24 protein-coding genes and 1 pseudogene are annotated in these 24,197 nt (G+C 64.8%); 10 read left to right on the forward strand and 15 right to left on the reverse strand.

Features of this window, described 5'->3' with window-relative positions; genetic code table 11:
* Nucleotides 1–23 precede the first annotated feature (23 nt).
* From AC1Y2B_RS18180 to rbfA, 4 genes are read right to left on the reverse strand one after another with little or no spacing between them, the layout of a single operon-like run.
* Nucleotides 24–527, reverse strand: coding sequence for a DUF1643 domain-containing protein (locus AC1Y2B_RS18180; RefSeq protein WP_482254533.1), 504 nt, complete (start codon nt 525–527; stop codon nt 24–26).
* On the reverse strand, nt 524–1,423 hold the full coding sequence (gene truB / locus AC1Y2B_RS18185) for a tRNA pseudouridine(55) synthase TruB (protein WP_482254534.1): 900 nt from the start codon (nt 1,421–1,423) through the stop codon (nt 524–526). Before truB ends, AC1Y2B_RS18180 begins: the two co-directional genes overlap by 4 nt.
* The gene (locus AC1Y2B_RS18190; RefSeq protein WP_482254535.1) at nt 1,424–2,143 is read right to left on the reverse strand and encodes a phosphodiester glycosidase family protein; all 720 of its coding nucleotides are present in this window, start codon (nt 2,141–2,143) and stop codon (nt 1,424–1,426) included.
* A gap of 3 nt (nt 2,144–2,146) precedes the next feature.
* On the reverse strand, nt 2,147–2,584 hold the full coding sequence (rbfA, locus tag AC1Y2B_RS18195; RefSeq protein WP_482254536.1) for a 30S ribosome-binding factor RbfA: 438 nt from the start codon (nt 2,582–2,584) through the stop codon (nt 2,147–2,149).
* Nucleotides 2,585–2,870: 286 nt separating this feature from the next.
* On the opposite strand from rbfA, the gene dapB reads away from it, so the two are divergent.
* A complete protein-coding gene (gene dapB / locus AC1Y2B_RS18200; RefSeq protein ID WP_482254537.1) occupies nt 2,871–3,680 on the forward strand; it encodes a 4-hydroxy-tetrahydrodipicolinate reductase in 810 nt (269 codons plus the stop codon).
* Nucleotides 3,681–3,702: 22 nt separating this feature from the next.
* Here dapB and AC1Y2B_RS18205 read toward each other — a convergent pair whose 3' ends face one another.
* Both AC1Y2B_RS18205 and AC1Y2B_RS18210 read right to left on the reverse strand, forming a co-directional pair.
* Nucleotides 3,703–4,884 (reverse strand): MFS transporter, encoded by a 1,182-nt coding sequence (locus AC1Y2B_RS18205; RefSeq protein WP_482254538.1) that lies wholly within the window; start codon nt 4,882–4,884, stop codon nt 3,703–3,705.
* A 61-nt stretch (nt 4,885–4,945) separates the two neighbouring features.
* Complete coding sequence (locus AC1Y2B_RS18210) at nt 4,946–6,256, reverse strand: aspartate aminotransferase family protein (RefSeq protein ID WP_482254539.1); 1,311 nt, start codon at nt 6,254–6,256, stop codon at nt 4,946–4,948.
* Between the two features lie 117 nt (nt 6,257–6,373).
* On the opposite strand from AC1Y2B_RS18210, the gene AC1Y2B_RS18215 reads away from it, so the two are divergent.
* Complete coding sequence (locus tag AC1Y2B_RS18215) at nt 6,374–7,051, forward strand: cupin domain-containing protein (protein WP_482254540.1); 678 nt, start codon at nt 6,374–6,376, stop codon at nt 7,049–7,051.
* Here the strand turns inward: AC1Y2B_RS18215 and AC1Y2B_RS18220 are convergent.
* The gene (locus AC1Y2B_RS18220) at nt 7,048–8,997 is read right to left on the reverse strand and encodes an oxidoreductase (protein WP_482254541.1); all 1,950 of its coding nucleotides are present in this window, start codon (nt 8,995–8,997) and stop codon (nt 7,048–7,050) included. The genes AC1Y2B_RS18215 and AC1Y2B_RS18220 overlap by 4 nt on opposite strands.
* A 73-nt stretch (nt 8,998–9,070) precedes the next feature.
* Nucleotides 9,071–9,448: a RidA family protein gene (locus AC1Y2B_RS18225; protein WP_482254542.1), complete on the reverse strand. Its 378-nt coding sequence runs from the start codon at nt 9,446–9,448 to the stop codon at nt 9,071–9,073.
* 291 nt (nt 9,449–9,739) lie between these two features.
* Here AC1Y2B_RS18225 and AC1Y2B_RS18230 point away from each other — a divergent pair, with 291 nt between their 5' ends.
* The 6 genes from AC1Y2B_RS18230 (at nt 9,740) to AC1Y2B_RS18255 (ending at nt 14,958) form a co-directional block, all read left to right on the forward strand.
* Nucleotides 9,740–10,897 carry an ABC transporter substrate-binding protein gene (locus AC1Y2B_RS18230; RefSeq protein ID WP_482254543.1) on the forward strand — a complete coding sequence of 386 codons (1,158 nt, stop codon included), beginning with the start codon at nt 9,740–9,742 and terminating at the stop codon, nt 10,895–10,897.
* 83 nt (nt 10,898–10,980) lie between these two features.
* A complete protein-coding gene (locus AC1Y2B_RS18235; protein ID WP_482254544.1) occupies nt 10,981–12,015 on the forward strand; it encodes an ABC transporter ATP-binding protein in 1,035 nt (344 codons plus the stop codon).
* The gene (locus tag AC1Y2B_RS18240) at nt 12,012–12,317 is read left to right on the forward strand and encodes a hypothetical protein (protein WP_482254545.1); all 306 of its coding nucleotides are present in this window, start codon (nt 12,012–12,014) and stop codon (nt 12,315–12,317) included. The genes AC1Y2B_RS18235 and AC1Y2B_RS18240 overlap by 4 nt, the downstream gene beginning before the upstream one ends.
* Nucleotides 12,314–13,249, forward strand: coding sequence for an ABC transporter permease (locus tag AC1Y2B_RS18245; RefSeq protein WP_482254546.1), 936 nt, complete (start codon nt 12,314–12,316; stop codon nt 13,247–13,249). Before AC1Y2B_RS18240 ends, AC1Y2B_RS18245 begins: the two co-directional genes overlap by 4 nt.
* A complete protein-coding gene (locus AC1Y2B_RS18250; RefSeq protein WP_482254547.1) occupies nt 13,239–14,051 on the forward strand; it encodes an ABC transporter permease in 813 nt (270 codons plus the stop codon). Before AC1Y2B_RS18245 ends, AC1Y2B_RS18250 begins: the two co-directional genes overlap by 11 nt.
* 169 nt (nt 14,052–14,220) lie before the next feature.
* The gene (locus AC1Y2B_RS18255) at nt 14,221–14,958 is read left to right on the forward strand and encodes a carbonic anhydrase family protein (RefSeq protein ID WP_482254548.1); all 738 of its coding nucleotides are present in this window, start codon (nt 14,221–14,223) and stop codon (nt 14,956–14,958) included.
* A 114-nt stretch (nt 14,959–15,072) separates the two neighbouring features.
* On the opposite strand, the gene AC1Y2B_RS18260 is transcribed toward AC1Y2B_RS18255, so the two are convergent.
* From AC1Y2B_RS18260 to AC1Y2B_RS18270, 3 genes are all read right to left on the reverse strand, one after another.
* The gene (locus AC1Y2B_RS18260) at nt 15,073–16,215 is read right to left on the reverse strand and encodes a TIGR03862 family flavoprotein (protein ID WP_482254549.1); all 1,143 of its coding nucleotides are present in this window, start codon (nt 16,213–16,215) and stop codon (nt 15,073–15,075) included.
* Nucleotides 16,208–17,506 carry a mechanosensitive ion channel family protein gene (locus tag AC1Y2B_RS18265; RefSeq protein WP_482254550.1) on the reverse strand — a complete coding sequence of 433 codons (1,299 nt, stop codon included), beginning with the start codon at nt 17,504–17,506 and terminating at the stop codon, nt 16,208–16,210. Before AC1Y2B_RS18265 ends, AC1Y2B_RS18260 begins: the two co-directional genes overlap by 8 nt.
* 61 nt (nt 17,507–17,567) lie before the next feature.
* Nucleotides 17,568–18,122 (reverse strand): YqgE/AlgH family protein, encoded by a 555-nt coding sequence (locus AC1Y2B_RS18270; RefSeq protein ID WP_482254551.1) that lies wholly within the window; start codon nt 18,120–18,122, stop codon nt 17,568–17,570.
* A gap of 132 nt (nt 18,123–18,254) precedes the next feature.
* Here AC1Y2B_RS18270 and AC1Y2B_RS18275 point away from each other — a divergent pair, with 132 nt between their 5' ends.
* Nucleotides 18,255–19,031 (forward strand): protein-disulfide reductase DsbD domain-containing protein, encoded by a 777-nt coding sequence (locus AC1Y2B_RS18275; protein ID WP_482254552.1) that lies wholly within the window; start codon nt 18,255–18,257, stop codon nt 19,029–19,031.
* A gap of 10 nt (nt 19,032–19,041) precedes the next feature.
* Here AC1Y2B_RS18275 and holA read toward each other — a convergent pair whose 3' ends face one another.
* From holA to AC1Y2B_RS18295, 4 genes are all read right to left on the reverse strand, one after another.
* Complete coding sequence (gene holA / locus AC1Y2B_RS18280; protein ID WP_482254553.1) at nt 19,042–20,055, reverse strand: DNA polymerase III subunit delta; 1,014 nt, start codon at nt 20,053–20,055, stop codon at nt 19,042–19,044.
* Complete coding sequence (gene lptE, locus AC1Y2B_RS18285) at nt 20,052–20,507, reverse strand: LPS assembly lipoprotein LptE (protein WP_482254554.1); 456 nt, start codon at nt 20,505–20,507, stop codon at nt 20,052–20,054. The genes holA and lptE overlap by 4 nt, the downstream gene beginning before the upstream one ends.
* 16 nt (nt 20,508–20,523) lie before the next feature.
* The gene (leuS, locus tag AC1Y2B_RS18290; RefSeq protein WP_482254555.1) at nt 20,524–23,079 is read right to left on the reverse strand and encodes a leucine--tRNA ligase; all 2,556 of its coding nucleotides are present in this window, start codon (nt 23,077–23,079) and stop codon (nt 20,524–20,526) included.
* Nucleotides 23,080–23,172: 93 nt separating this feature from the next.
* Nucleotides 23,173–23,700, reverse strand: coding sequence for a DUF3576 domain-containing protein (locus AC1Y2B_RS18295; RefSeq protein WP_482254556.1), 528 nt, complete (start codon nt 23,698–23,700; stop codon nt 23,173–23,175).
* Between the two features lie 285 nt (nt 23,701–23,985).
* On the opposite strand from AC1Y2B_RS18295, the pseudogene AC1Y2B_RS18300 reads away from it, so the two are divergent.
* Nucleotides 23,986–24,197, forward strand: a pseudogene (locus AC1Y2B_RS18300) (hypothetical protein); the annotation flags it as partial.

Below are 24,197 nucleotides of genomic sequence, written 5' to 3' on the forward strand. Positions count from 1 at the left end.
TGAAACCCCCTGCTTGCGCCCTCTCAATCCCAAACCACCGGTTGGGTCTCATAAGCAATATACAGCGGATGCTTCGGCAAGCCGCCCTTGCTCAGCCCCAGATGATACAACTCCACCCCCGCCCCACGCAGCAAGGCCTCCACCGCCGCGCCGCGCCCCAGATGCAGCCCATGCGTCCCCCAGGCGCAGATCACCCGGTCCGCCTCCGCCGCCATCTCCACAATCGCCGTATCATTGCCCGGCCCCACCGGGTCCACTGCCCGGCGCATCACCTTCGGATCGGTCGCCCGGTACGCAAAGATATTCCCCACCGCAAAGCTGCCAAACCCCAGCGCCCTTGCCCGACGCTCACAGCGCTCCACCGTCGGATCGTTCTGCGTCTCGGTCGCCGTCGAGGGGTTCAGCATCACGAACAACGCCCGCGGCCCCGGCTCCCACACCCGCACCAGCCGGTAACGAAAGGCCTCGTCATCGGAATACTCCGCCCAACTCGCCGCGTCGCCCTTCTGATGACTGCGCCGGATCATTCCTGCACGAACACCCGGCTTGGATGGAACATCCCGAACTTCACCTCGCCCAACCCCAGGGCAACCCCCTGATGCGAGGCCCAGCATTCCCCCTCGACACTCTCAAACACCGCGCCCGGATTGCCCACGGCAATCTTGCGCGCGCCATCCGCCGTCACCTCAACCCGCTCCATATCCGCCAAAGCCGCCTCAATGGGCAACAGCCGGTCCTCCAGCGTCCCCTCTTCCCCCAGCCGCAGCACCTCGTCCCAGGTCAGCCCGTCCGCCGCATCAAACGGCCCCGACCAGGTCCGCCGCAGCCAGGACACATGCGCCGCAGTCCCCAAAGCCCGCCCCAGATCCCGCGCAATCGACCGCACATACCCGCCTTTGCCGCAGACCATCTCCAGCACGACATGATCCGCATCCACCCGCTCGATCAGCTCCAGGCTCTCCACCCACAACGCCCGCGCCGCAAGCTCGAACGCCTCCCCCTCGCGCGCCAGCGCATAGGCCCGCTCGCCCTCCACCTTCACGGCTGACACCCGCGGCGGCACCTGCATGATCTCGCCGCGAAACGCCCCCAACGCGTCAGAAATAGCCTCCGTCGAGGGCCGCACCTCCGAAGACGCCACAACCGCCCCCTCTGCATCGTCGGTCGAGGTTTCAGCCCCGAGCCGCACCTCGAACCGATAGCACTTCAACGCATCGGTCAGCACGGCCACCGTCTTGGTCGCCTCGCCGAAGGCCACGGCCAGAACCCCGGTCGCCGCCGGGTCCAAGGTCCCCGCATGCCCGGCCTTCTGCGCCTTCAACAGCCACTTCACCTTGTTGACCACGTCGGTTGACCCCAAGCCCGCCGGCTTGTCCACGATCAACCACCCCGACAGCTTGCGCCCCTTCTTCGACCGTCCCATTCAGTTCCCCACCACAAGACCCACAATCGGCCCCACCGGGAACCCCGCGCCACTCTCGCCGACCTCCGGCGCGTACAGCCGAGAGATCGAGCCATCCAGATACAGCGCGTCCTTGGCCCCCAGCACATCGCGGAAGAACCGCGCAAACCGGTCAAAGGTCAGCGGCGCATCCGACATCGCAAACCACGCCATCTTGCCATCCGCGCTGACCCCCACCCCGTTCCGGATGTGGAACGAGGACGAATCGGCCTGAAACGCCGGATGCAACGCGCCATCAATCACCAGCATTGGCCCCGATTGCGTCGCATAGCGGCAGGCCGGCGGCGTCCTCGCAAAGGCCCGGCTCTCCACCACCGAAAATCCGGCCCCGATGCAGAACACCCCATTCGGCAGCAGCCCGAAATTGCCCGGACCGGCGCGCGTCACGATGCCATGCGCCTGCACGCCATCCTCGACATACAATCCCACCGGCGATTGATCCGGCTGGAACATCCCGGCGTTCATCGCAAAGGCCAGATGCTGGCCCTTTTCCGCCAGCGCCGCATCCACCGCCGAAAAGTCGCCATAGACCAGCCCATCCCGGTCTTTCAGGAACAGCCGGACATCATCGCCCGCCTTGGCCGCGCAATAGGTGATCGGCGTGCCTTCGAACGTGGTCGCAATGCAGGCCGCCCCCGCAGGGCTTGCCATCAGGGTCAGGGCAATCAACAGGTTCCGCATCGCTCAGTCTTCGGTTGTGTCGGCAGGGCCCGCGTCATCTTCGGGCCGATCGGGTGCCGCAATGTCGCGCATCACGCCGGGATCCGAGAACATCCGCCGCGTCTCGTCCAGCCGGTCAAAGGTCTCGTCCCGCCGAAAGCGCAGATCGGGGGCATGGCGCAGAATGACCTCTTCGGACACCTTCTTGCGCAGGATGCCGCGATGCCGTGACAACGCTTCAATCGCCGCATCGACATTGCCGCTGCCCAACAGCGGCATGACATAGACCGTCGCGATCTTGAGGTCGCTGGACACGCTCACCTCGCCGATCGTGATCGACATGGCGTCGAAGGCCGGATCATGGATCTCGCCCCGTGACAGCAATTCCGACAGACGCCGCCGGATCATTTCGCCCACGCGCAGCTGACGCTGGCCGGGCCCTTTGGATGTTTGTTTGGCCATGCCGCCCCTTTAGGCCGAAATGCGCCGCTCCGCAACGGCATGGCGGCACGCCGGGCGGAACTCTGTCCCGATTCGCGCAAAGTTGGTAAACTCCGCGCGCGCTGCCGCCTGTAGCTACGCAGAAATGACGCAAAAACCACGAAGTCCCGCCAGGGAAACCAGACCAAAACACCCCGCCGCCCCCAGATTAATCCACCGTTCCCAACCGCTTGGCCGCATCTGGCCCGAAACCCTTGCACCAGCCCCCCGCCGCAGCATAAACCCACCCAAACCGAGGGAGGCACCCATGAACGACAAGCCCGGTATCGTGGTCACCGGCGCATCCGGACGGATGGGCCAGACCCTGATCAAACTCATCCTCGCTTCCGACCGCTGGCACCTTGCCGGCTGCATCGAACGCCCCGGCAACGCCTGGCTTGGCCGCGACGTGGGCGAGGCGATGGGCCTTGGCACCCTCGGCGTCACCGTCTCGGATGACCCGTTGCCCGCCTTCGCCCGCGCCCGCGCCCTGGTCGACTTCACCGCCCCTTCGGCCACGGTCGAGTTTGCAGCCCTTGCCGCGCAGGCCCGCCTTGTCCATGTCGTCGGCACCACCGGGCTTGAATCCGAACACCACCGCAAACTCGATCTCGCCGCCCCGCACGCCGTCATCATTCAGGCCGGCAACATGAGCCTTGGCGTCAACCTCTTGACCAAGCTGACCCAGAAAGTCGCCCAAGCCCTTGATATGGATTGGGATATCGAAATCGTCGAGGCGCATCACCGCATGAAGGTCGACGCCCCCTCCGGCACCGCCCTGATGCTCGGCCAAGCCGCAGCCACCGGCCGTGGCACCTCGCTGGAGGCCGCTAGAACCCCCGCCCGCGACGGCATCACCGGCGCGCGCACCCGCGGCTCCATCGGGTTTTCCGCCATCCGGGGGGGCGACATCGTCGGCGAACATGACGTGATCTTCGCCGCCGATGGGGAGCGTATCATCCTGCGCCACATCGCCACCGACCGTGGCATCTTCGCCCGCGGCGCCCTGAAGGCCGCGCATTGGGGGCTGGACCAGAAGCCCGGCCGCTATGACATGATGGACGTGCTGGGCCTGTGAATTCCCAAGCGCCCGCAAGCGCTTAGCGTTTGCGGGCGGCCAGCGACAGGCCAAGTGCCGCCCCGGTCATGGCAATGCCGAACACCGCATAGGTGGCAAACCCCGCCTTGATCCCCCAGCCCTGCGCCAGCGCCGACATCGCAAAGGGAAACACAAAGGCCCCCACCCCACCGCCGGTAGCCGCAAAGCCAATCGCCTGACTTTGCGCCAGCGGAAAGCAGTTGCCCAACAGGGTGATGACCGCCGGATAATAGACCGAACACCCCAAGCCCGCCAGAAACACCAGCGTCAAGCCCGCGCCATGCGTCAACGCGCCGATCGGGGCAAATCCCAGCAGGCTCAACCCGCCAATCGCCAGCGTCGCAAGGGTCGAGAATCCCAGCAAAATCCGGTCCTGCCGCCGGCCGTGGTACAACAGCGGCACCCCAAACCGCCCTGCCAGCAAACCCGCCCAGAACAAGGACACCAGCAAGGCGCTTTCTGCCGCAGGGGTGTCGAACACCTTGACGAAATACTCCGCCACCCAGTTCGACACGCCCAGTTCGACGCCCACATAAAAGAACAGCGCCAGAAACGACAGCCAATAGGCCGGATGCGCCGACAGCCGCTGCGGGTTGGCCTCCACATCATCCTGCGCGGTCAAATCCATCCGAATCAATGCAATAGCCAACGCCAGCGCCGCGAAGATCCCCGTCATCGCGTGGTACACGCTGATCCAGTCGAACCCGGCTCTGACCAGCACCCCCAAGGCCAGCGGCCCCAGGATCGCCCCCACCGCAAAGGCGCCGTGCATCAGGTTCATCGGCCGCCCGGTCTTGGCCGTGTCAAGCCGCAAGGTCGACCAGTTGACGGTGATCTCGACAAAGCCCTGCCCGACGCCGATCAGCGCGCTCAACAGAACATTGGTCAAAGCGTCCGGTGTCGCGCCGAAAAACAACAGCCCGGTGGCCGAGGTGCCCAACCCCAGCACCATGGTCCGCTTCGGCCCCAGCCGCTTGATGGCAAAGCCACCCACGAAGGTGAAACAGAAATAGGCCACCGCATTGGCGCCCAGAACCGATCCCGCCACCAGATAGCTCCACCCGAAACTGGCCAGGATCTTCGGCAAAGCCGCCCCGATGATCGTCATCGAGGTGCCAAACACCGTGAACACGCCAAACAGCGCAAGAAACAGCAGGCGGTGACGGGGTTCGATCAGGGGCATGGCGCGGCCTTTTGCACAGGGTCCGGCCTGTTTACGGTTCCAACCCGCCGAAAGCCAGCCCTCAGGCCAGATCCGCCAAAGTCGCGTCAATCGCCCGCAAGATCTCGGCCGCGTCGCCCTCGGTCATCGGCGTCGACAGCGCGAAAAGCCCGTAGCCCGAGGACAGAACCCCCCGGTTGAGCAGCCCCTTGAAGAACCGGTCCAGCCGGTCCTTCTCAGCCGCCGAGGGGTAGACCGACCGGTAATCCACAATCGGCTGCCCGGTGAAATGCACCTTGAACAAGGACCCCATCCCCACGCATTGCCCTGTAATCCCATGCTTTTTCAACGCGGCATTGGTGCCGTCCCGCAGGAAGCGTCCCAAGCGGTCCAGATGCGCAAACACCTCGGGCGTCAGGGCCTGCATGGCCGCAAGACCGGCCCGCATCGTCACCGGGTTGGCGGTGAAGGTGCCGCCATGGGGCAGGGCGGGCTTGCCCCGGGTTGGATCAAACACCGCCATCACCTCGGCCCGCCCCGCCACGGCCCCCACCGGAAACCCGCCGCCGATAATCTTGCCCAAGGCCGTCAGGTCGGGGGCTATCCCCCAAAGCCCCTGCGCGCCGCCATAGCCCAGCCGGAAGGTGATCACCTCGTCAAAGATCACCAGCGCCCCGCTGGCATGGGCAATCTCGACCAAAGCCGCCAGATACTCGGTCCGCACCGGGATCAGCCCCGCGCGGTTGGGCATCGGGTCGATCAACACCGCCGCAATCTCGGCCCCCTGCACGGCAAACACCGCCCGCAGCGCCTCCACGTCATGGAACGGCACCGCCACCACATCGGCCAAGACCCCCGCCGGCGTCCCCTTGGCATAGGCGGTCGAGACCGGCATATCCCCCCAATTGGCCGGAGAGCTGTCCAGACTGACCTCGGCAAAGTCATAGGACCCGTGATAGGCCCCCTCGATTTTCACGATCTTCGCACGGCCGGTAAAGGCCCGCGCCGCCTTGATCGCCATCATCACGCCCTCGGTGCCCGAGTTGGCAAACCGGATCTGATCCGCCGCAGGCAGCCGCCCCACCAGCAGTTCGGCCAGCTCCACCTCCGCCAGCGTCGGCGCGCCGAACGCCGTCCCCAAGGCCATCTGATCCACCACCGCCGCCGTCACGCCTGGCCACCCATAGCCATGGATCATCGCGGTAAAATTGTTGATGCAGTCGTAATAGACATGCCCATCCACATCCCAGACTCGGCACCCCTCACCCTTGGCCGCATAGATCGGAAACGGATCGATAAACACCGTCGTCCGGGTATTGCCCCCCGGCATCACCCGGCGCGCCCGGTCAAACAGCGCCGCCGAGGCGGGGGAACTCTCTGGATACTTCAACATCATGGCACCTTGGGCGGGGGAACGCCCGCATCCCAGGCCCAAAGGCTTGCCCCGTCAATCCCCCTCTTGCCCCGCCGACCGGCCTGCCGCACTCTGCCGCAAACCAAAGGGGCCACCATGCGCAATATCATCAACCTCGGCACCTTGCCCGCCACCACGACCCAAGGCACCGAAACCTTCGGCACCGCGCTGAAATCGCTGCCCTTTGGCACGGACGAAGGCCTCCGCTTCGGCCACCTCACCGCGCAGGGCCTCGGCTCCCTCGCGGTGGAGGCGACGATCACCGTGATCCTGCGCCAAGGCACCCTGACGCTGGAAGGCGCCGCCTCCGACATCACCCTGCACGAGGGTGAGGCCGCCCTGATCGGCAAAGGCACCGCACTGGCGTGGAAGGCGCAGAACGCCGACCTCATCCTGATCGCCGATTTCGCCGCCGAACCCCGCAATCTGGTCGCCAAGCACGACCTCGCGCAGCCCCTGGGCCAAGGCACCAACCCCAACGTGGCGCTCCTCCGCTCGCCGATGCCCACCATCGGTCACCACGGCTTCATCGCCGAGGCGCAACTTTCCTCCGGCCTCTGGTCCGCCACGCCCTATGACCGCGCCCCGATCGACTATGCCTTCACCGAGTTCATGTACCTGCTCGACGGCACCGTCACCCCCTACGATGACGCCGGCCAGACCGAGCGCTTCACCAAGGGCGATGTCTTCATCATCCTCAGCGGCGCGCAGGCCGGCTGGCACAACCCCGAGACTGTCCGCAAACTCTACGTCATCCGCCAGCACGCCACCTAAACCGCCACCCCCGCCTTCAGCCCATCAAACACTGCCTCCTCGGCGGTGCGCGGCGCCAGACAATCCCCCGCCATGATCACCCGCACCCCCAAAGCCTCCAGCGCCTCCGACAGGTCATCCACCGGAGAATGCCCCAAAGCCAAGACCACCGTATCAATCCCCTCCACCTCCACCGCATCCCCGTTGGAGGTGTGCTGCAGATAAACCGTATCCCCCGCCGTCCCATACAGCCGCGCGTAAGGCCGCACCTCCACCCCCAGCCGATGCAGTTCTGACGCCAGATTATCCCGCACATACAAGGGCAAAGCCTCGCCCAGATGCGTGCCGTTCAGCGCCAGCGTCACGCGGCACCCTTCCCGAGCCAGCATCTCCGCCACCCCCGGCCCGATCCAGTCACAGCGCCAATCCGCCACCAGAACCCTGGCCCCCGGGCGAACCTTTCGCTCCAGCACATCCCAAGCCGTGACGATTTGCACCTGCCCATCGGTGGGCAATTCCGGCACGAACGGCACCGCCCCCGTGGCGATGATCACCACATCCGGCGCCTCCGCCTGCACCATCTCCACCGTCACCCGCACCCCGCGCCGGACCTGAACCTGCGCCAGCTCCATCTCCCGCGCGAGGTTCGTGACAATCCCGCCAAACTCCGCCCGCCGTGGCAGCAACTGCGCCTTCAGCGCCTGCCCCCCCAACTGCGGGGCCGCCTCATACAGCGTCACCAGATGCCCGCGCTGGGCCGCCGTCACCGCCGCCTTCATCCCCGCAGGCCCGCCACCGACAACCATCACCCGCTTGGGCGCATCTGCCACCGCCACCGCACCATAAACCAGCTCCCGCCCGGTCTCGGGATGCTGAATGCAACTCACCGGCAGCCCGCGATGGAAATGCCCGATACACGCCTGATTGCACCCAATACACGCCCGAATGTCATCCGTAGCCCCGCGCAGCGCCTTCGCGGGCATCTCAGGATCGGCAATCAACGCCCGCGTCATGCCGCACATATCCGCCTGACCCGCAGCCAGAATCCCCTCCGCGATCTGCGGCTGATTGATCCGCCCCACCACGAACACCGGCACCTGCAACGCCTTGCGAAACGCCGCTGCATCCACCGCCACATAACCGGGCGCAAACGCCATCGGCGGCGCAATATGCACCGCCCCCCCGACCGAGGCAGAGGTCCCCGTCGTCACATTCACATAATCCAACCCCGGCTCAACGGCGACACAGGCAGCCAGTGCCTCCGCCAAAGTCAGCCCCTCGTCATCCCGCTCGCCGCCGCTGATCCGCAGCCCCACGACAAACCGCTCATCCGTCGCCGCCCGAATAGCCGCCAGCACCTCCCGCAAGAACCGCTGCCGCCCCGCATCATCCCCGCCATAGCCATCGACCCGTCGATTGACGCGAGGGTTCAAAAACTGCGCCGGCAAGTACCCATGCGAGGCCACCACCTCCACCCCATCCAACCCCGCAACCCACATCCTGCGGGCGGCCGACGCATACCCCGCCACGATCTCCTCAATCATCCTGACCGGCAACGCCCGCGGCATCACATGGAACCGCTCGTTCGGAGACACAGACGGAGCATAGGCCACCGCCAGCAAGCCATCCGCGCTTTCCATGATCTCGCGCCCGGGATGGAACAACTGGCTGACAATCGCCGCCCCCTCCGCATGCACCGCCTCGGCCAAAGTCCGATAGCCCGGAATGCAATCATCCGACGTCGCCATCAGCAGATGCGAGGTATACCGCGCCGTCTCATGCACCCCCGCAACCTGCGTGACGATCAACCCAACCCCGCCCTTGGCCCGCGCCCGGTGGTACGCCACCAAGGCCGCATTCACCGTGCCATCCGTGGGCAGCGTGGTGTCATGCCCGGTCGACAGGATCCGGTTGCGGATCGTGACGCCGCGTATGGTCAAAGGAGCGAAAAGGTGGGGAAAACGCATGGTCTGGCCTCTCAAGCGGATGCGCGAGTGCTAGGGCAGGGCGGCCCCCCTCTTCAAGCGGTTTATCCCGGCATCATGCCGCAGGTGCGGCCAAAGCCGTCACCTCCACCTTCATCCCCGGCACCGCCAGCTCCTTGACCCCCACCGCGCAGCGCACCGGATAGGGTTTGGCGAAATACCGCAGATAGACGGCATTGAACGCCGCCCGGTCCGCCATGTCGGTCAGGTAGATCGTCAGATGCAGCACCCGGTCCATGCCGCTTCCCGCCGCCTCCAGTGCCGCCTTCAAGGCCCGCAAGGTCTCCTCGCTTTGCGCCGCAATATCCCCCAACTCGATCGACCCATCGACCCGCGTCGGAATCTGCGTCGTCACCAGCACATCGCCAAACCGCGCCACATCGGACGAGATAGACTCCGGATCAGCATCCGGCGTGAACGTAAGGTCGGTCACGGCCACATCCTCCACAATTTCCCCCACCTGACCCCAACTCCCCCATCCATATCAAGCCCCCCCCCTTCAGGGACATTTCCCCGGCGCCGATTTATCGGCGCCACCCCCCGGTCAGGGCCGTTGGCGCCCTGCGCCAGCTGCCCTGACCGGGCAATCCCCTGCAGCAGGATCGTCGCCAACCCCAGTGCCGCCCCCGCCGAATCTTCTTGCTTCCCGGCCCGCGCCCTCTAATTTGATCATAAGCCCGCGCCAAGCGGCACCGCGCCACGTGCGCCAATCCGGGAGTGTAAAATGCAAACCTTCAAGCTGATGGGCACCGGCCTTCTGGCCTTTGCCCTTGCCACCACGCCACTGCTGGCCCAGGTCACCGCCATCGGCGCCGGCGAGGGGGAAGTCGATATCGTCGCCTGGCCCGGCTATATGGAGCGCGGCGAAAGCGACAAGACCTTCGACTGGATCACCAAGTTCGAAACCGAGTCGGGCTGCAAGGTCAACGTCAAGACCGCCGGCACCTCGGATGAGATGGTCACCCTGATGAACCAGGGCGGCTTTGACCTTGTGACGGCCTCGGGCGACGCCTCGCTGCGCCTGATCGCCGGCAAGAAGGTGCAGGAAATCAACACGGCGCTGATCCCGTCGTGGTCCAAGCTGGATGACCGCCTGAAGGACGGCGCCTGGTTCACCGTCGATGGCAAGCACTACGGCGTGCCCTATCAATGGGGCCCCAACGTGCTGATGTACAACACCGACGTCTTCAAGACCGCCCCCACCTCGTGGTCGGTGGTGTTCGAGGAAGGCAATCTTCCCGATGGCAAGACCAATGCCGGCCGCGTGCAGGCCTATGCCGGCCCGATCTACGTGGCCGACGCGGCGCTGTACCTGATGGCCCACAAGCCCGACCTCGGCATCACCAACCCCTACGAACTGACCCCGCCGCAATACGCCGCAGCTCTTGACCTGTTGCGCGCCCAACGCAAACTGGTCTCGCGCTACTGGAGCGATGCGGCCACCCAGACCGATGACTTCAAGAACGAAGGCATCGTCGCCTCCACCTCCTGGCCCTATCAGGTCAACCTACTGCAGGGCGAGAAGTTCCCGGTCGCCTCCACCGTCCCGTCCGAGGGCGCCACCGGCTGGTCTGACACCTCGATGCTGGCCACCGACGCGCCGCACCCGAACTGCGCCTACAAATGGCTGGAACACACGCTGAACTCCAACCTGCAATCCGACCTCTCGGTCTGGTTCGGCTCGGTCCCCGTCGTGCCCGCCGCCTGCAGCGACAAATCCGGCCAGCAAACCCCGGAAGGCTGCAAGGCCAACGGGTCCGAGACTTTCGACAAGATCCATTTCTGGACCACCCCAATCGCCGATTGCAAAGCCGGGGCCGGCGCCTGCGTGCCCTATGCCCAATGGGTGACCGACTACATGGCCGTCACCGGCGGCAACTGATGCCAACAGGGGCTGACAGCCCCTGCGACCCAAGGCCGGGCAAAGGCACCTTTGCCCGGCATTCCTTTTGAACCGTGATTCCCATGCCCCCCGCCGCCGCCTCCTCCGCCGCCTCCTCCGCCGCCGCCTCTGCGCCCGCCGTTGAATTCCGCGCCGTCACCCGCCACTTCGGCCCGATCAAAGCCGTCGACTCCGTCGACCTGACCATCGCCGAGGGCGCCTTCTTCGCCATGCTCGGCCCGTCCGGCTCCGGCAAGACCACCTGCCTGCGCCTGATCTCCGGCTTCGAGCAGCCCTCCTCCGGCACGATCCGCATCTTCGGCGAAAACGTCTCCGCCACGCCGCCCCACCTGCGCAACGTCAACACGGTCTTTCAGGACTACGCCCTGTTCCCGCACCTCACCGTCCGCGACAACGTCGCCTACGGCCTGATGGTCAAAGGCATGCCCCGCGCCCAACGCTACGCCAAGGCCGAGGAAATGCTGGCCCTCGTCAAGCTCGACAGCTACGGCGCCCGCAAACCCGCCCAACTGTCCGGCGGCCAACGCCAACGCGTCGCCCTCGCCCGCGCCCTCGTCAACGAACCACGCGTCCTCCTCCTCGACGAACCCTTGGGCGCCCTCGACCTCAAACTGCGCGAGGCGATGCAGGACGAACTCAAAGCCCTGCAGAAACGTCTCGGCATCACCTTCATCTTCGTCACCCACGACCAGGGCGAGGCGCTCTCGATGGCCGACAGCCTCGCCGTCTTCCACAACGGCAAGATCGCGCAAATCGGCACCCCCGCCCAAATCTACACCCAACCCGCCACCCGCTTCGTGGCCGATTTCGTAGGCTCCTCCAACGTCCTGCCCCCCGCGCTGACCCAGGCGCTCGGCGGTCCCGCCAAATGGTCGTCGCTGCGCCCCGAATCCCTGCGCCTCGCCGAAACCGGCCCTCTCACCGGCACCGTGCAATCCCACCGCTACCTCGGCACCGGCACCCGCATCACCCTCACAGCCCAAGGCACCGAGATCGCAGCCTTCCTCCCCGCAGGCACCGAACTCCCGCCCGAGGGCGCCCAAATCTCCCTGACCTTCGTCCCCACCGCCCTGCACCTCATGGACGAGATGCCATGACCCCCCGATTTGCTCCTTGCCAAATACTCCCGCCGGAGGCCCTTGATTTTTCGCAGAAAAATCGTAGCCCCAACATGACCGCAGAATTTTCGCATAAAATTCATCCCCTGATCCCCCCAGAATTTTCGCAGAAAATTCGTTTCCCGGCTCCAGCAGAATTTTCGCAGAAAATTCGCCCCCCGGCTCCCGCAGAATTTTCGCAGAAAATTCGTGCCCAGACTCCCGCAGAATTTTCGCAGAAAATTCGTGCCCCGGCTCCTGCAGCGTTTTCGCAGAAAATGCCTCCCTTGGCCCCGCAATGACCCGCGCCATCTTCCCCGCCCGCAGCCTCGCGGATCGCCTCACCACGCTCTTCTGGCGCCATCCCAGGGTGCTGCTCGCCCTCCTGCTCGCCCCGCCGCTTCTCTGGCTGGGCCTCGTCTATCTCGGCTCGCTCGCGGCGCTCCTCCTGCAAAGCTTCTACTCGCTCGACAGCTTCTCCGGCCTCGTGATCCCCGAATTCACCCTCACGACCTACGCCCAGCTCTTCACGCCGTCCAATCTCTCCATCATCCTGCGCACGCTTCTGATGGCCGCCGCCGTCACGCTGGCGTCCGCTCTCATGGCCTTCCCCATCGCCTACTATGCCGCCCGCTACGCCCGGGGCCGCTGGAAAGCCGCCTTCTACCTCGGCGTCATGCTCCCCTTGTGGAGTTCGTATCTCGTCAAGGTCTACGCCTTCAAACTGATCCTCGCCAAAGAGGGCATCCTGACCTGGATCGCCACCTCCACCCACACCGATTGGCTGCTGACCGCAGCCCTGTCGCTGCCCTATGTCGGCGGCAATTCGCTGGCCACCTCCTACCTCGGCACCTTCACGGTCTTCTGCTACGTCTGGCTGCCCTACATGATCCTGCCGATGCAGGCGGCGCTGGAACGCGTCCCCGCCTCGATGCTGGAAGCCGCGGCCGACCTCGGCGCCACCGCCCGGCAAACCTTCTGGACGGTGGCCCTGCCACTGGCCCTGCCGGGCATCATCGCAGGCTCGATCTTCACCTTCTCGCTGACCTTGGGCGACTACATCATCCCGCAGATCATCGGCAACTCGGCCAGCTACATCGGCATGGCGGTCTACCAACTCCAAGGCACCGCCGGCAATGTCCCCCTCGCCGCCGCCTTCGCCGTGGTCCCCATCCTGATCATGCTGGTCTACCTCACCCTCGCCCGCAAAGCCGGAGCCTTCGATGCGCTCTAAACCCTCCCTCACCCTCCGGCTTACCGCCGCCGCGGGCCTGCTTTTCCTGCACCTGCCCATCCTCCTGATCTTCCTCTACGCCTTCACGACCGAGGAGCGGTCCTTCGTCTTCCCGCCGCCCGGCCTCACCACCCAATGGTTCGCCGTCGCCTGGAACCGCGCCGACATCTGGCCGCCGCTTTTGCTGTCGCTCAAGGTGGCGCTCTTCTCCACCACGCTGGCCCTGATCCTCGGCACCCTGATCTCTGCCGCCATGTCGGGCGCCAAATTCTGGGGCCGCGACCAGCTTTCCCTCCTCGTCGTCCTGCCGATTGCCCTTCCCGGCGTCATCACCGGCATCGCACTCCGCGCCGCCATCCCCATGCTGCATATCGAGTTTTCCTGGGTCACCATCGTCCTCGGCCACGCCACCTTCTGCATCGTCATCGTCTACAACAACGCCGTCGCCCGCTTCCGCCGCCTGTCCGGGGCCATCCTTGAAGCCTCCGCTGACCTTGGCGCCAACGCCTTCCAGACCTTCCGCCACATCCTCCTCCCCAACCTCGGCACCGCCCTGTTGGCCGGGGGAATGCTCGCCTTCGCCCTGTCCTTTGACGAGGTGATCGTCACCACCTTCACCGCCGGCGTCGGCGCCGCCTCCAAGACCCTGCCGATCTGGATGCTCGACGAACTGATCCGCCCGCGCCAACGCCCGGTCACCAACGTGGTCGCCATGGTGGTCTTCGCCACCACCTTCCTGCCGATCCTCGGGGCCTACGCCCTGACCCGCGACGGGGCTGACACGGCCGGCGGCGGCAAGTAACCCGCCCGCCGCCAAAGTCCGCACCAAAGAGCGCAAGTCCGCGCCTTCGATCGCACCTCTGTTCTCTTTGGTATCCCATCCGGATTGATGGGTGATTTGCCCGCGCAATTCCCCTAGCACCGATCTGACGCGGGATAACCGCGGGCGTCCAACCTATCGGAGACCACTCATGTGCGCAGATTGTGAAACACCGGTGCCGGGCACCGCGTTCGGCCGCCGCCAGTTCTTTGGCCTCGCCGCTGCGGCTGCCGCCTTGGCCACCGGCATGGCCCATGCCGATGAATGCGCTCCCTTCACGGCAGACATGCAAACCGCCGCCACACCTGATCAGGCCATCCAGGCGCTGATCGACGGCAACGCCCGCTTTGCCGCCGGCAAGTCGCTGCACTGCGACCTTCTCGCCCAGGCCGAAGCGACCGCCGCCAAGCAAACCCCCTTCGGCTGCGTTCTGGCCTGCATCGATTCCCGCGAAGCGCCGGAACTGGTGCTCGACCAGCAGGTCGGTGACATTTTCGTGGCCCGGGTGGCCGGCAATGTCGCCACCACCGAAGTCATCGGCAGCTTCGAATATGCCACCAAGGTGGCCGGGGCCAAGGCGATCCTCGTTCTGGGTCACAACCACTGCGGCGCTGTCAAAGGCGCTGTCGACAAGGCGGATGTCGGCGCCAACCTGACCGCCCTCTTGAACGAGATCGAGCCTGCCGTCGCCGCCACCAAACTGACGGGCGAGCGGTCCTCCAAGAACGGTCCCTTCGTGCAGGCCGTTGCCGAAACCAACGTCCGCATGGCCGTGAAAGACCTGACCGAGAAAAGCCCGGTGCTGAAGGCTCTGGTTGATGCGGGACAGCTCAAGATCGTCGGCGGCGTTTACGATCTGGAAACCCATCTCGTGACGATTCTCGCCTGAACGGCGTGAAAAAGGGCCGGGGTCACAGGTAAACAGCCTCTGACCCCGGCGTGCTGCCTGTAGCTACGCAAAAACGACGGGAACCCGACGCAAAACCTACGGCGTGCAGACGCCCTAAATCCGCGCCGCCGCCCGTCCCGCCCATCGCCCGGTCGCCAGACATGCCGTCAGCAAATAGCCCCCGGTCGGCGCCTCCCAGTCCAGCATCTCACCGCAGACAAAGGTCCGGGGCAGGGCGCACAGTTCCAAGTCCTTGGTAACGCTGGAAAATGTAACCCCACCGGCGACCGAGATCGCCTCGTCGACCGGGCGTGGCGCGCCCAGCCGCACTGGCAGCGCCTTGATCGCCGGCACTGGCGCCATCCCGCGGCCAAACTCCATCACCAAAGCCACGGCAGGCGCTGATAAACCCAGCTTTCTCAATCGGTTAGCCAAGGTTTCGCTGGCCTTCATCGCCCCCAGCCGCCCCGCCAGAACCGCCTCTGACAGATCCGGCATCAGGTCCAGATGCAGCAAGGCCCCTTCGCGCAAAGCGCGGGACACCGCATAGAGGCCGCCCCCCTCCAACCCCTTGGAAGATATGACAAATTCGCCCCGCTCGCGCTGGCTCCCGACGCAGAGCGCAACACCTTTCACCGCGGCCCCGAAGAACTTCGCCATATGCGGCGACCAGTCCACGAAAAATCCCATATTCGCAGGCCTAAATCCCTGAATCTCAACGCCTTTCTTTGTCAGCCAGGGCACCCATGCCGCATCCGACCCCAACCGGGCCCAACTCGCGCCCCCCAGCGCCAGAACGGTCACTTCCGGGTGCAAAACATGAACGGAATCAACGGCTTGGAACGCGAACCCCTCATCAAACCCCAGCCAGCGCCAGCGGCTGCGCAGCTCGACCCCCAGCCCCTCCAGCCGCGCCAGCCAGGCCCGCAGCAAGGGCGAGGCCTTCATCGCCACCGGAAACACCCGCCCCGAAGACCCGGTGAACACCTCCACCCCCAACCCCCGGCACCAGTCCATCACCGCCCCCGGCCCGAATTCCGCCAGCATCGGCGCCAGCTCTGGGCACTGATAAGCCCTTAGAAACGCAGGATAATCCTGATCCTTGCTGATGTTGAGCCCGCTCTTGCCTGCCATCAGAAACTTGCGTCCGGGCGAGGATTTGCCCTCGCAGACCACCACCTTGCGCCCCGCCTTGGCCAGTTCTTCCGCGGCCATCAGCCCCGCGGGCCCGGCTCCGATCACCAAGGCGTCAAGCACGCAATCCCCCCTTGATCTCGATCACCCGCTGCGGATAGGGCATCTCTATCCCATTGTTCTTGCATGCATTCCAGATCGCAAACAGCACCGGCGACATGTATTTGTTGGCCCCGCCATCCACCCCTTTCACCCAGAACTCCACGCCGAAATTCACCGCCGACTCGCCAAAGCTTTTCAGATCGCAAGCCGGCCCCTCAGGTGTCGTCAGCACAAAGGGCAAAGCCGCCACCGCCGCCTCGATGATCGTCGGCACGCGGTTCATGTCGGTGTCGTAACTCACGGAAAACAAAGCCTCATATCGGTTGGGCGACGCCTCGCTGGAATAATTCTTCACGCGCGAGGTGATGAAATGGTCGTTCGGTACCACGATCCAGCGGCCGTCAAAGGTCTCCAGCACACAGGCCCGTGCGGTCATCTTGATGATGGTCCCCGCCTCGCCGCCGTCCAGTTCGACATAGTCGCCAATCGTCGTCTGTCCTTCAAGAAGCAGGATCAGGCCCGAGACGAAATTCGCCGCGATCTGCTGCAGACCCAGACCAACGCCGACACCCAAGGCGCCGCCCAGAACGGCAACGGCGGTCAGATCTATCCCCATGATTTGCATCAACAAAAGGAACGCTGCGCCGAAGATCGCGACCTCAACGGCCTTCACCGCCAACTCCCGCGTGGCGGGGCGCAGTTCGCCCTGCTGCTTGATGTAATCGGCGCTGCGCCGGTTAGACCAATTGCCGAACCAGAACAGAAGCGCGCCCGCAATCCCGCCGCGCAGCAATGACAGGACCGAGAAGTTGATGTTGCCCAGGGACACTTGCGTCTGATCCAGCCAAGCCAAGGCCGGTTCCAGTACGCCAAGCGCATAAAGTGCCGCGAAAGGGATCAGGATGTAGCGCCCCAGAAGCCGCAAAAACCCGTCGGTCAGCACCTGCCGCGCCAGCGCCCGCGCGGCGAGGAACAGGAACACCCGCTTGCCAAAGGCAATCACCGCCCCCGATCCGAACATCGATCGCGTCACCCCCTCGCCCGCGGCCGTCAGGGCGTAGGCCGCCAATGGCAGCATAAGTGGAAGAAATCGCAGGGAAAACCTGCGCCCCTTGGCGATCAGGCCGCGGTCTTGCGTCCAAAGCAGGCGTTGTACGGCAGGGGTGGCCCGGACTGCGGCCAGGCGGGCCAATCCATAGGCGAGGATCAGAAGCGCGAATTGTGACCATGCGCCGGGGGACAACAGCCATCCCAGTGCCACGTCTTCAGCCTGCTGGACCCAGACAGTGGCTGTTGTTGCAAAATCGGTCATCGCGAACACTCCCCAATCCGGGGGTCATGCCACTGCCGGCGGGGGTCTGGCAAGCCCGCCCTCAGGCGCGCCCGGCGGTGGGTGACAACGAGACCGGGTCGATCCCCATCTCTTGCAGCGCCTTGGCCCATTTGCGCGGGTCTTCGCGCCCGAAGATCAACCCCTCCGAGGCCTCGCCGGTCAGCCAGTCATTGCGGGCGATCTCGGATTCCAGCTGGCCGGGGCCCCAGCCGGAATATCCAAGCGCCAGAATGGCTTGCGTTGGCCCGTTGCCCTTGGCTAAAGCCTCCAGCACGTCCAGCGTCGCGGTCATGCCATAGGTCCCCGCCACCACGGTGGTGGCCTGTCCGCCATCATAGTCGGTGGAGTGCAGGACAAATCCGCGGCCGCGTTCCACCGGTCCGCCAAACAGCACCCGGATGTCGCGACCGGGACCGGCGCGCGGGATCTTCAACTGGGTCAACAGGTCAGAGAAACTGAGGTCCGGCAGCGGTTTGTTCAGGATCAGACCCATCGCCCCGTCCGGGGAATGGGCGCAGACCAAGATCACAGCCCGTTCGAAACGTGGATCCCCCATGGCGGGCATGGCGACGATCAATTTGCCGGTCAGGTCCATCTTGTCCTCCTGGCTCCAACATGGTCCGATCCGGGCCATGTCTCAACCCCCGAGATGCCTTTCACGCCGGCTTCGCTGCAAAGTGATCAGCCCGGGCTTTCGCAACGGCGGGGCTTTGCCTATGGTCTTGCAATGATCAGATATGCCCTTCTTGCCTTGATGCTGGCTGGACCCGCTTGCGCGCAAAGCCAGAACGATGTCCTGCAGGCCAGCTTTCTGCCCGGTTGGCGGCAGGCCGATGGGCACTACATGGCGGCTCTTGACCTGCATCTGGCCCCGCAGTGGAAGACCTACTGGCGTGCGCCGGGTGAGGCGGGGATCCCGCCGGTCTTCGACTGGGCCGGATCAAAGAACCTGAAAAGCGTGGAGTTCCATTGGCCTAGCCCTCAGGTCATCACGTTGAACGGGATGATGAGCATCGGCTATCTGGACGAATTGGTCCTGCCGGTCGAGGTGGTGCCGCAGGACCCCGCCCAGCCGGTGACCGTGGCGCTGAAGATGGACCTTGGCGTCTGCCATGACATCTGCATGCCTGCCCATCTGACGTTTTCCAGCGACTTGAACGGGGCCGGAAAGGCCGATGCCAAGATCACCGGCGCGCTGAATGCCGGGCCGCGCATGGCAAAGGCCGCGAATTGCACGGTGGAACCCATTCAGGATGGCCTGCGCGTGACCGCCCGCATCGCCTTGCCCGTGCAAGGCTCTGACGAGACGGTCGTTTTCGAAACCCCCGATCCCAAGGTCTGGGTGGCCGAGGCGCAGACCAGCCGACAGGGCGCCGTTCTGGTGTCGCAGACCGATCTGGTGCCGCCCGATGGGGCGCCTTTTGCGCTGGATCGTTCGGGTGTGACGGTCACCGTACTGGCGCCGGATCATTCGGTGGAAATCCGGGGCTGCCCGGCGCCGTGAACGGCGCGCCCTAACGTTCACGCCGGGTGATGCGGATCAGGGTGCGCTCCATCACGGCCATCGCCGGGGCCCGAGAGGTTGACCGCAGCGTCATGTCGGTTTCAACCAGCAAGGACAGTGCCTTTTCAATCTGCCGCACCGTCCAGTTTTGGGCCTGCTTCATCATCCGCTCACGGCGTTTGAAAAACCCTCGCGCCTTGGCGAAACCAGAGGCAGGGCCCTCGGGGTCGGTGTTCATCAGGTGCAGCGTGGTGAAGTGGCGCAGGGCGCCGATGCACAGCGTCACCGGCAGCACGCCTTGGCCCTCAAGCCGCCGCAAGACCGGGCCAATTTCTCCCATCCGCAACTCGGCCACCGCGTCCAGCAGAACCTCTGCTTCGGTTTCAATTGTCGCCGGGGCAAGGGCAGCAATCTCGACAGGGGTTAATGGTGCTGTGTCGCGAAACTTGTAAAGCGATATTTTTTCAAGGGTTTGTCGGAAGTCACCCGGGTCGAGGCTGCGCGACAGAGTCAAGAGTTCCGTCATCGCATCATTGGGAACGGCGACAAGTCCGGCCCGCTTCAGCTCGGCCTCGATCTCTTCGCGGGTGGGGGGATCGTCGTAAAGGCCGATGCAGATCACGGCGAAATGCTTCTCGGCCAAGGTCTTGAGGGTGGATTTGCCCGTCAGGTTGCCCGCTGTCACCACTATGCTGGCGTCGCCCGGGCGCCAGGCGTCAAAGGCTGCCTGCAGGGTGCCCGACAGGCCGTCGGTGGCATCCTCGACCACCACAACGCGGGGGCCGGGGAAGAAACCGCGCGCTTTCACGGCATCAAGCAGGGCCGCGGCATCCTTGCGCAGCTCGGCGGCGGGAATGCGGGTCAGGCGCATCTCCTCGTCTGCGCCCGGACCGGCAAGCGCCACCACGGCCTCGGCCCGCTTCATGGCGACGCGCATGGCGTCCTCGCCAAAGATCACCAGCGCGGCCTTGCCGGGATCGGGCTTGGCCAGATAGCGTTTGGCCTCTGCCCCCTGCAGCTTCATGTCGGGAAGGTGGGCGAGGCGGCCATCAGCCGCAGCACCACATCATCTGCCAAAAGCCGCATCAGCCGCAGGCTGGCGTCGGTTTCAGCGGTCAAGCCCGCCACGGTCGAGCCGGTGGCGGAATAGGAGGTGAAGCTGTCGATATGGCCGCCCGTGATGCGCAACTTGTCAGCGCGGCGCGTCAAGGTCCAGTCCAGCCCGCCGGTCAGGTTGTAGCGCGTGATGGCCCCATCCGGCGTGATGCCGACGCCGACCGGCGTGGTGGTGATCACATAGGTCAGGTCATACAAGGGGTTGGTCGGGCGACCCAGCCGTTCCTCCATCCGTTGCACGAAGTCGAAGCTGTTCTTGTCGGTCGGGTCCGCCGTGCGCACGGTGCCCAAAAGCCCCTCGGCGGGGCCTTTGGTGCCGAAGGCGGGGGTGAAGCCGCAGGCGGCGAGCGCCAGCGGCATCAGCAGAATGCTACGTCTAGACCACGACATTGATGATGCGCCCCGGAACCACGATCAGCTTCTTGACCGGTTGCCCGGCAAGGAAGCGAACCACATCCTCGTTCGCAAGTGCAATCTTTTCGACGTCCGCCGCCGACATATCCTTCGGCACGCTGATTTCCGCCCGCCGCTTGCCGTTGATCTGGATCGGCAGGGTCACGGTGTCATCGACCAGCAGCGCCGGATCGGCCTTGGGCCAAGGCGCTTGCGCGCAAAGACCCGCGCCACCCTGATAGGTCCAGATCGATTCGGCGATGTGCGGGGTCATCGGCGACATCAACTTGGCCAAAGTGCGGATCGCTTCCTTCAGAACGGAGGTCGAGGCTGACGACCGCGCAATCGCGTTGGTGAATTCGTACAGTTTGGCGATGGCCTTGTTGAAGGCAAAGCCCTCGATCCCCGCCGTCACTTCCGCAATCGCCTTGTGGGTGGCGCGCAGCAGGTCCTGATCGCCCTCGCCCTTGTGATCCTCCGGCATCTCGCCGATGCGGGAGCACAGGGCCCAGACGCGGGACAGATGCTTGAAGGTCGCTTCCGCGCCCGAGGCGGTCCATTCCACATCCCGTTCGGGCGGCGAGTCGGACATGACAAACCAGCGCGCTGTATCTGCGCCGAAAGCCGCGATGATGTTCATCGGGTCAACGACATTCTTCTTGGATTTCGACATCTTGGCCGAGGGGATCACCTCAACCGTCGTGCCGTCGGCCAGCGTGGCCCCGGCGTCCGTGCGGATGACATCCTCGGGCAAATGATACACAGGCCGCCCGTTGGCGTCAGTGGTCTTGTAGATCTCGTGCGTCACCATGCCTTGCGTAAACAGCGCGTTGAACGGCTCGATCGCCTTCGCAGGCAAGTGGCCGGTCTTGTGCATCGCGCGGGCGAAGAAGCGCGAGTACAGCAGGTGGAGGATCGCATGCTCGATCCCGCCGATATACTGGTCGACGTTCATCCAGTAGTCGGCATCTTCGGCCACCGTCGGGGTGGTGGCATGCGGCGCGGTGAAGCGGGCGTAGTACCACGACGAATCGACGAAGGTGTCCATCGTGTCCGTCTCGCGCCGCGCCGGGGCGTTGCACTTGGGGCAGGTGCAGTTGCGCCAGGTCGGGTGACGATCCAAGGGGTTTCCAGGAATGTCGAAGGTCACGTCATAGGGCAGTTCGACCGGCAGGTTTTCCTTCTTCTCGGCCACAACGCCGCAGGTGGCGCAATGGATCACCGGGATCGGGCAGCCCCAATAGCGTTGGCGGCTGATGCCCCAGTCGCGCAGGCGGTAGTTGGTGACGCCCTTGCCATAGCCATTGGCCTCGGCATGGGCGATGGCGGCGGCGATGGCGGCCTCGCCGGTCTGCACCTCGGCCCCGGCAAAACCGCGGACATAGTGGACGGGTTCGGATTTCATCGGCACGAAGGGCTCTGTCAGGGGCGCGTCTTCGCTGCCTTGCGCCACGAAGACGGACTGGATCGCCAGACCGTATTTGATCGCAAATTCGAAGTCGCGGGCGTCATGCGCAGGGCAGCCGAAGATGGCCCCGGTGCCATAGTCCATCAAGATGAAGTTGGCGATCCAGACCGGCAGTTCCCACGCCGGGTTCAGCGGGTGCCTGACGCGGATGCCTGTGTCCAGGCCAACTTTCTCTGCCGTCTCCAGCGCTTCTGCGGTGGTGCCGCCGATCCGGCATTTGGCGAGGAACGCTGCCACCTCCGGGTCGGATTCCAGCGCCTTGGCCAGCGGGTGATCCGGAGAGATCGCGGCGAAAGAGGCGCCCATCAACGTGTCGGGGCGGGTCGTGTAGACCTCCAGCTTGTCAAAGCCTCCCGGAGCGCCGACCGTATCAAACGTAAACTGCAAGCCTTGCGACTTGCCGATCCAGTTGGCCTGCATCAGGCGGACCTTTTCGGGCCAATCCTTCAGCGTGTCCAAGGCCTCCAGCAGTTCACCCGAATAGTCGGAAATCTTGAAAAACCATTGCGTCAGTTCACGCCGCTCGACCAAGGCGTTCGACCGCCAGCCGCGGCCGTCGATCACCTGTTCATTGGCCAGCACGGTCATGTCGACCGGGTCCCAGTTCACCACGGCGGCTTTGCGGTAGACCAGACCCTGTTCCATCATGTCGATGAACATCGCCTGCTGCTGACCGTAATACTCCGGCCGGCAGGTGGCGATTTCGCGGGTCCAGTCGATGCTCAGCCCCAAAGGCTTCATCTGCGCCTTCATTTCCGAGATGTTGCCCTCGGTCCAGTCGCGCGGGTGGCCGCCGCGTTCCATCGCGGCATTCTCGGCGGGCATGCCGAAGGCGTCCCAGCCCATCGGGTGCAGCACCGAATAGCCCTGCGCCGCCTTCGTGCGCGCCACCACGTCGCCCATGGTATAGTTGCGCACATGCCCCATGTGGATGCGCCCCGAGGGGTAGGGGAACATCTCAAGCACGTAGTACTTCGGCTTCAACGGGTCGCGCTTGGCCTCAAAGACCTGGGCATCGTCCCAAGCCTGCTGCCATTTCGGTTCGATCACGGAAGGTTCGTAGCGCGACATCTCTGGCCCCTTATGCAACGGGGCAGGAATTACACCGGCAAAGCGCCAAAGGTCCAGCCGCAGGGCACTGCCGCTGGTGAAATAATCCAGAAATCACAGGCCTGCGTCGGCAATCCGCAACTGACGTGCCCGGTTCAGGATCGCATCCTCCACCGCGCTGATCGTCTCGGGCGCCACGGCGCCACCACCGGCCCCCTGCAACGACAGCTTCAGGCTGCGCGCGTCCAGCGCCGGATCCTGCACATAGATCGTCGCCCGATAGCTGCGCCCGCCGCCCGGAGGCGTGCCGTAGCCCGTCACGATCACCCCGGTGAAGGGGTCGATCGACTGCACCGGCAGGAAGTTCAGCACGTCCAAGGCGGCATTCCAAATGTACTTGTTGACCTTCACCGTCACGTTCGGATCGGTCTTGTTGTTGAACAGGTCCCAGATCTTTTCCTTGGGCTTGTCCTGCCCCATCGCGTGGGCGATGGCTGCGGTCTCTGCGACGTTGGCGTTGTTGGTGGCATCGGGGGCGACGGCTGCGGGATTGTGGTGAAACAACCCGCCGCCACCGCAGGCCGAAAGCACGGCAACCAGGGCCAAGGCCGAAACGACAGCAATATGGCGGTGACGCAGCATCCGATCCCCCGGTTTCATGACCCGTGTCTAGCCTAGGCAGGCTGGGCTGCCAAGGCTTTTCCCCCGGTCCTTGCGCCAAGCCGATCTGCCTTGGCGTCGCACCGGTTTACGAATCGCAACCTGGCGCATCCCCCGCGCAGCACGGCGCGGGGCTTGGGAAATTTCCACGGAATCATCGGGCTTCACGCCGCCGGCAGGGCGGTCAGCCCCCGCCAGCCCATACGAATCCCCATTCCGCGCGCGAGCGAGGTCGGACCATGGCGCAACTGTGGCAAAGCTGCACCAATGACCCCGCCTTTGCCGGACGGCCCCGCGCTTCGCGTTGCAATCAACGCTGTGAAGGGCGAAAGAGAGGCATACCCAAAACGGACTTGTCTGAGTTGGGCCACCCCTGAAGAGACAACGAGGGAAACTATGAAAAAGATTCTTCTTGCGACCACCATGCTGGCTGCTACCGCTGGCTTCGCTGCTGCTGACGTGGCTGTTTCCGGTTCGGC

Source organism: Stagnihabitans sp., assembly GCF_964946895.1.

Excerpts from the sequence above, each read along its gene's own strand:
- AC1Y2B_RS18180 (WP_482254533.1), bottom strand. The coding sequence starts at position 527 with ATGATCCGGCGCAGTCATCAGAAGGGCGACGCGGCGAGTTGGGCGGAG.
- truB (WP_482254534.1), bottom strand. The coding sequence starts at position 1,423 with ATGGGACGGTCGAAGAAGGGGCGCAAGCTGTCGGGGTGGTTGATCGTG.
- AC1Y2B_RS18190 (WP_482254535.1), bottom strand. The coding sequence starts at position 2,143 with ATGCGGAACCTGTTGATTGCCCTGACCCTGATGGCAAGCCCTGCGGGG.
- rbfA (WP_482254536.1), bottom strand. The coding sequence starts at position 2,584 with ATGGCCAAACAAACATCCAAAGGGCCCGGCCAGCGTCAGCTGCGCGTG.
- dapB (WP_482254537.1), top strand. The coding sequence starts at position 2,871 with ATGAACGACAAGCCCGGTATCGTGGTCACCGGCGCATCCGGACGGATG.
- AC1Y2B_RS18205 (WP_482254538.1), bottom strand. The coding sequence starts at position 4,884 with ATGCCCCTGATCGAACCCCGTCACCGCCTGCTGTTTCTTGCGCTGTTT.
- AC1Y2B_RS18210 (WP_482254539.1), bottom strand. The coding sequence starts at position 6,256 with ATGTTGAAGTATCCAGAGAGTTCCCCCGCCTCGGCGGCGCTGTTTGAC.
- AC1Y2B_RS18215 (WP_482254540.1), top strand. The coding sequence starts at position 6,374 with ATGCGCAATATCATCAACCTCGGCACCTTGCCCGCCACCACGACCCAA.
- AC1Y2B_RS18220 (WP_482254541.1), bottom strand. The coding sequence starts at position 8,997 with ATGCGTTTTCCCCACCTTTTCGCTCCTTTGACCATACGCGGCGTCACG.
- AC1Y2B_RS18230 (WP_482254543.1), top strand. The coding sequence starts at position 9,740 with ATGCAAACCTTCAAGCTGATGGGCACCGGCCTTCTGGCCTTTGCCCTT.
- AC1Y2B_RS18235 (WP_482254544.1), top strand. The coding sequence starts at position 10,981 with ATGCCCCCCGCCGCCGCCTCCTCCGCCGCCTCCTCCGCCGCCGCCTCT.
- AC1Y2B_RS18240 (WP_482254545.1), top strand. The coding sequence starts at position 12,012 with ATGACCCCCCGATTTGCTCCTTGCCAAATACTCCCGCCGGAGGCCCTT.
- AC1Y2B_RS18245 (WP_482254546.1), top strand. The coding sequence starts at position 12,314 with ATGACCCGCGCCATCTTCCCCGCCCGCAGCCTCGCGGATCGCCTCACC.
- AC1Y2B_RS18250 (WP_482254547.1), top strand. The coding sequence starts at position 13,239 with ATGCGCTCTAAACCCTCCCTCACCCTCCGGCTTACCGCCGCCGCGGGC.
- AC1Y2B_RS18255 (WP_482254548.1), top strand. The coding sequence starts at position 14,221 with ATGTGCGCAGATTGTGAAACACCGGTGCCGGGCACCGCGTTCGGCCGC.
- AC1Y2B_RS18265 (WP_482254550.1), bottom strand. The coding sequence starts at position 17,506 with ATGACCGATTTTGCAACAACAGCCACTGTCTGGGTCCAGCAGGCTGAA.
- AC1Y2B_RS18270 (WP_482254551.1), bottom strand. The coding sequence starts at position 18,122 with ATGGACCTGACCGGCAAATTGATCGTCGCCATGCCCGCCATGGGGGAT.
- AC1Y2B_RS18275 (WP_482254552.1), top strand. The coding sequence starts at position 18,255 with ATGATCAGATATGCCCTTCTTGCCTTGATGCTGGCTGGACCCGCTTGC.
- holA (WP_482254553.1), bottom strand. The coding sequence starts at position 20,055 with ATGAAGCTGCAGGGGGCAGAGGCCAAACGCTATCTGGCCAAGCCCGAT.
- lptE (WP_482254554.1), bottom strand. The coding sequence starts at position 20,507 with ATGCCGCTGGCGCTCGCCGCCTGCGGCTTCACCCCCGCCTTCGGCACC.
- leuS (WP_482254555.1), bottom strand. The coding sequence starts at position 23,079 with ATGTCGCGCTACGAACCTTCCGTGATCGAACCGAAATGGCAGCAGGCT.
- AC1Y2B_RS18295 (WP_482254556.1), bottom strand. The coding sequence starts at position 23,700 with ATGCTGCGTCACCGCCATATTGCTGTCGTTTCGGCCTTGGCCCTGGTT.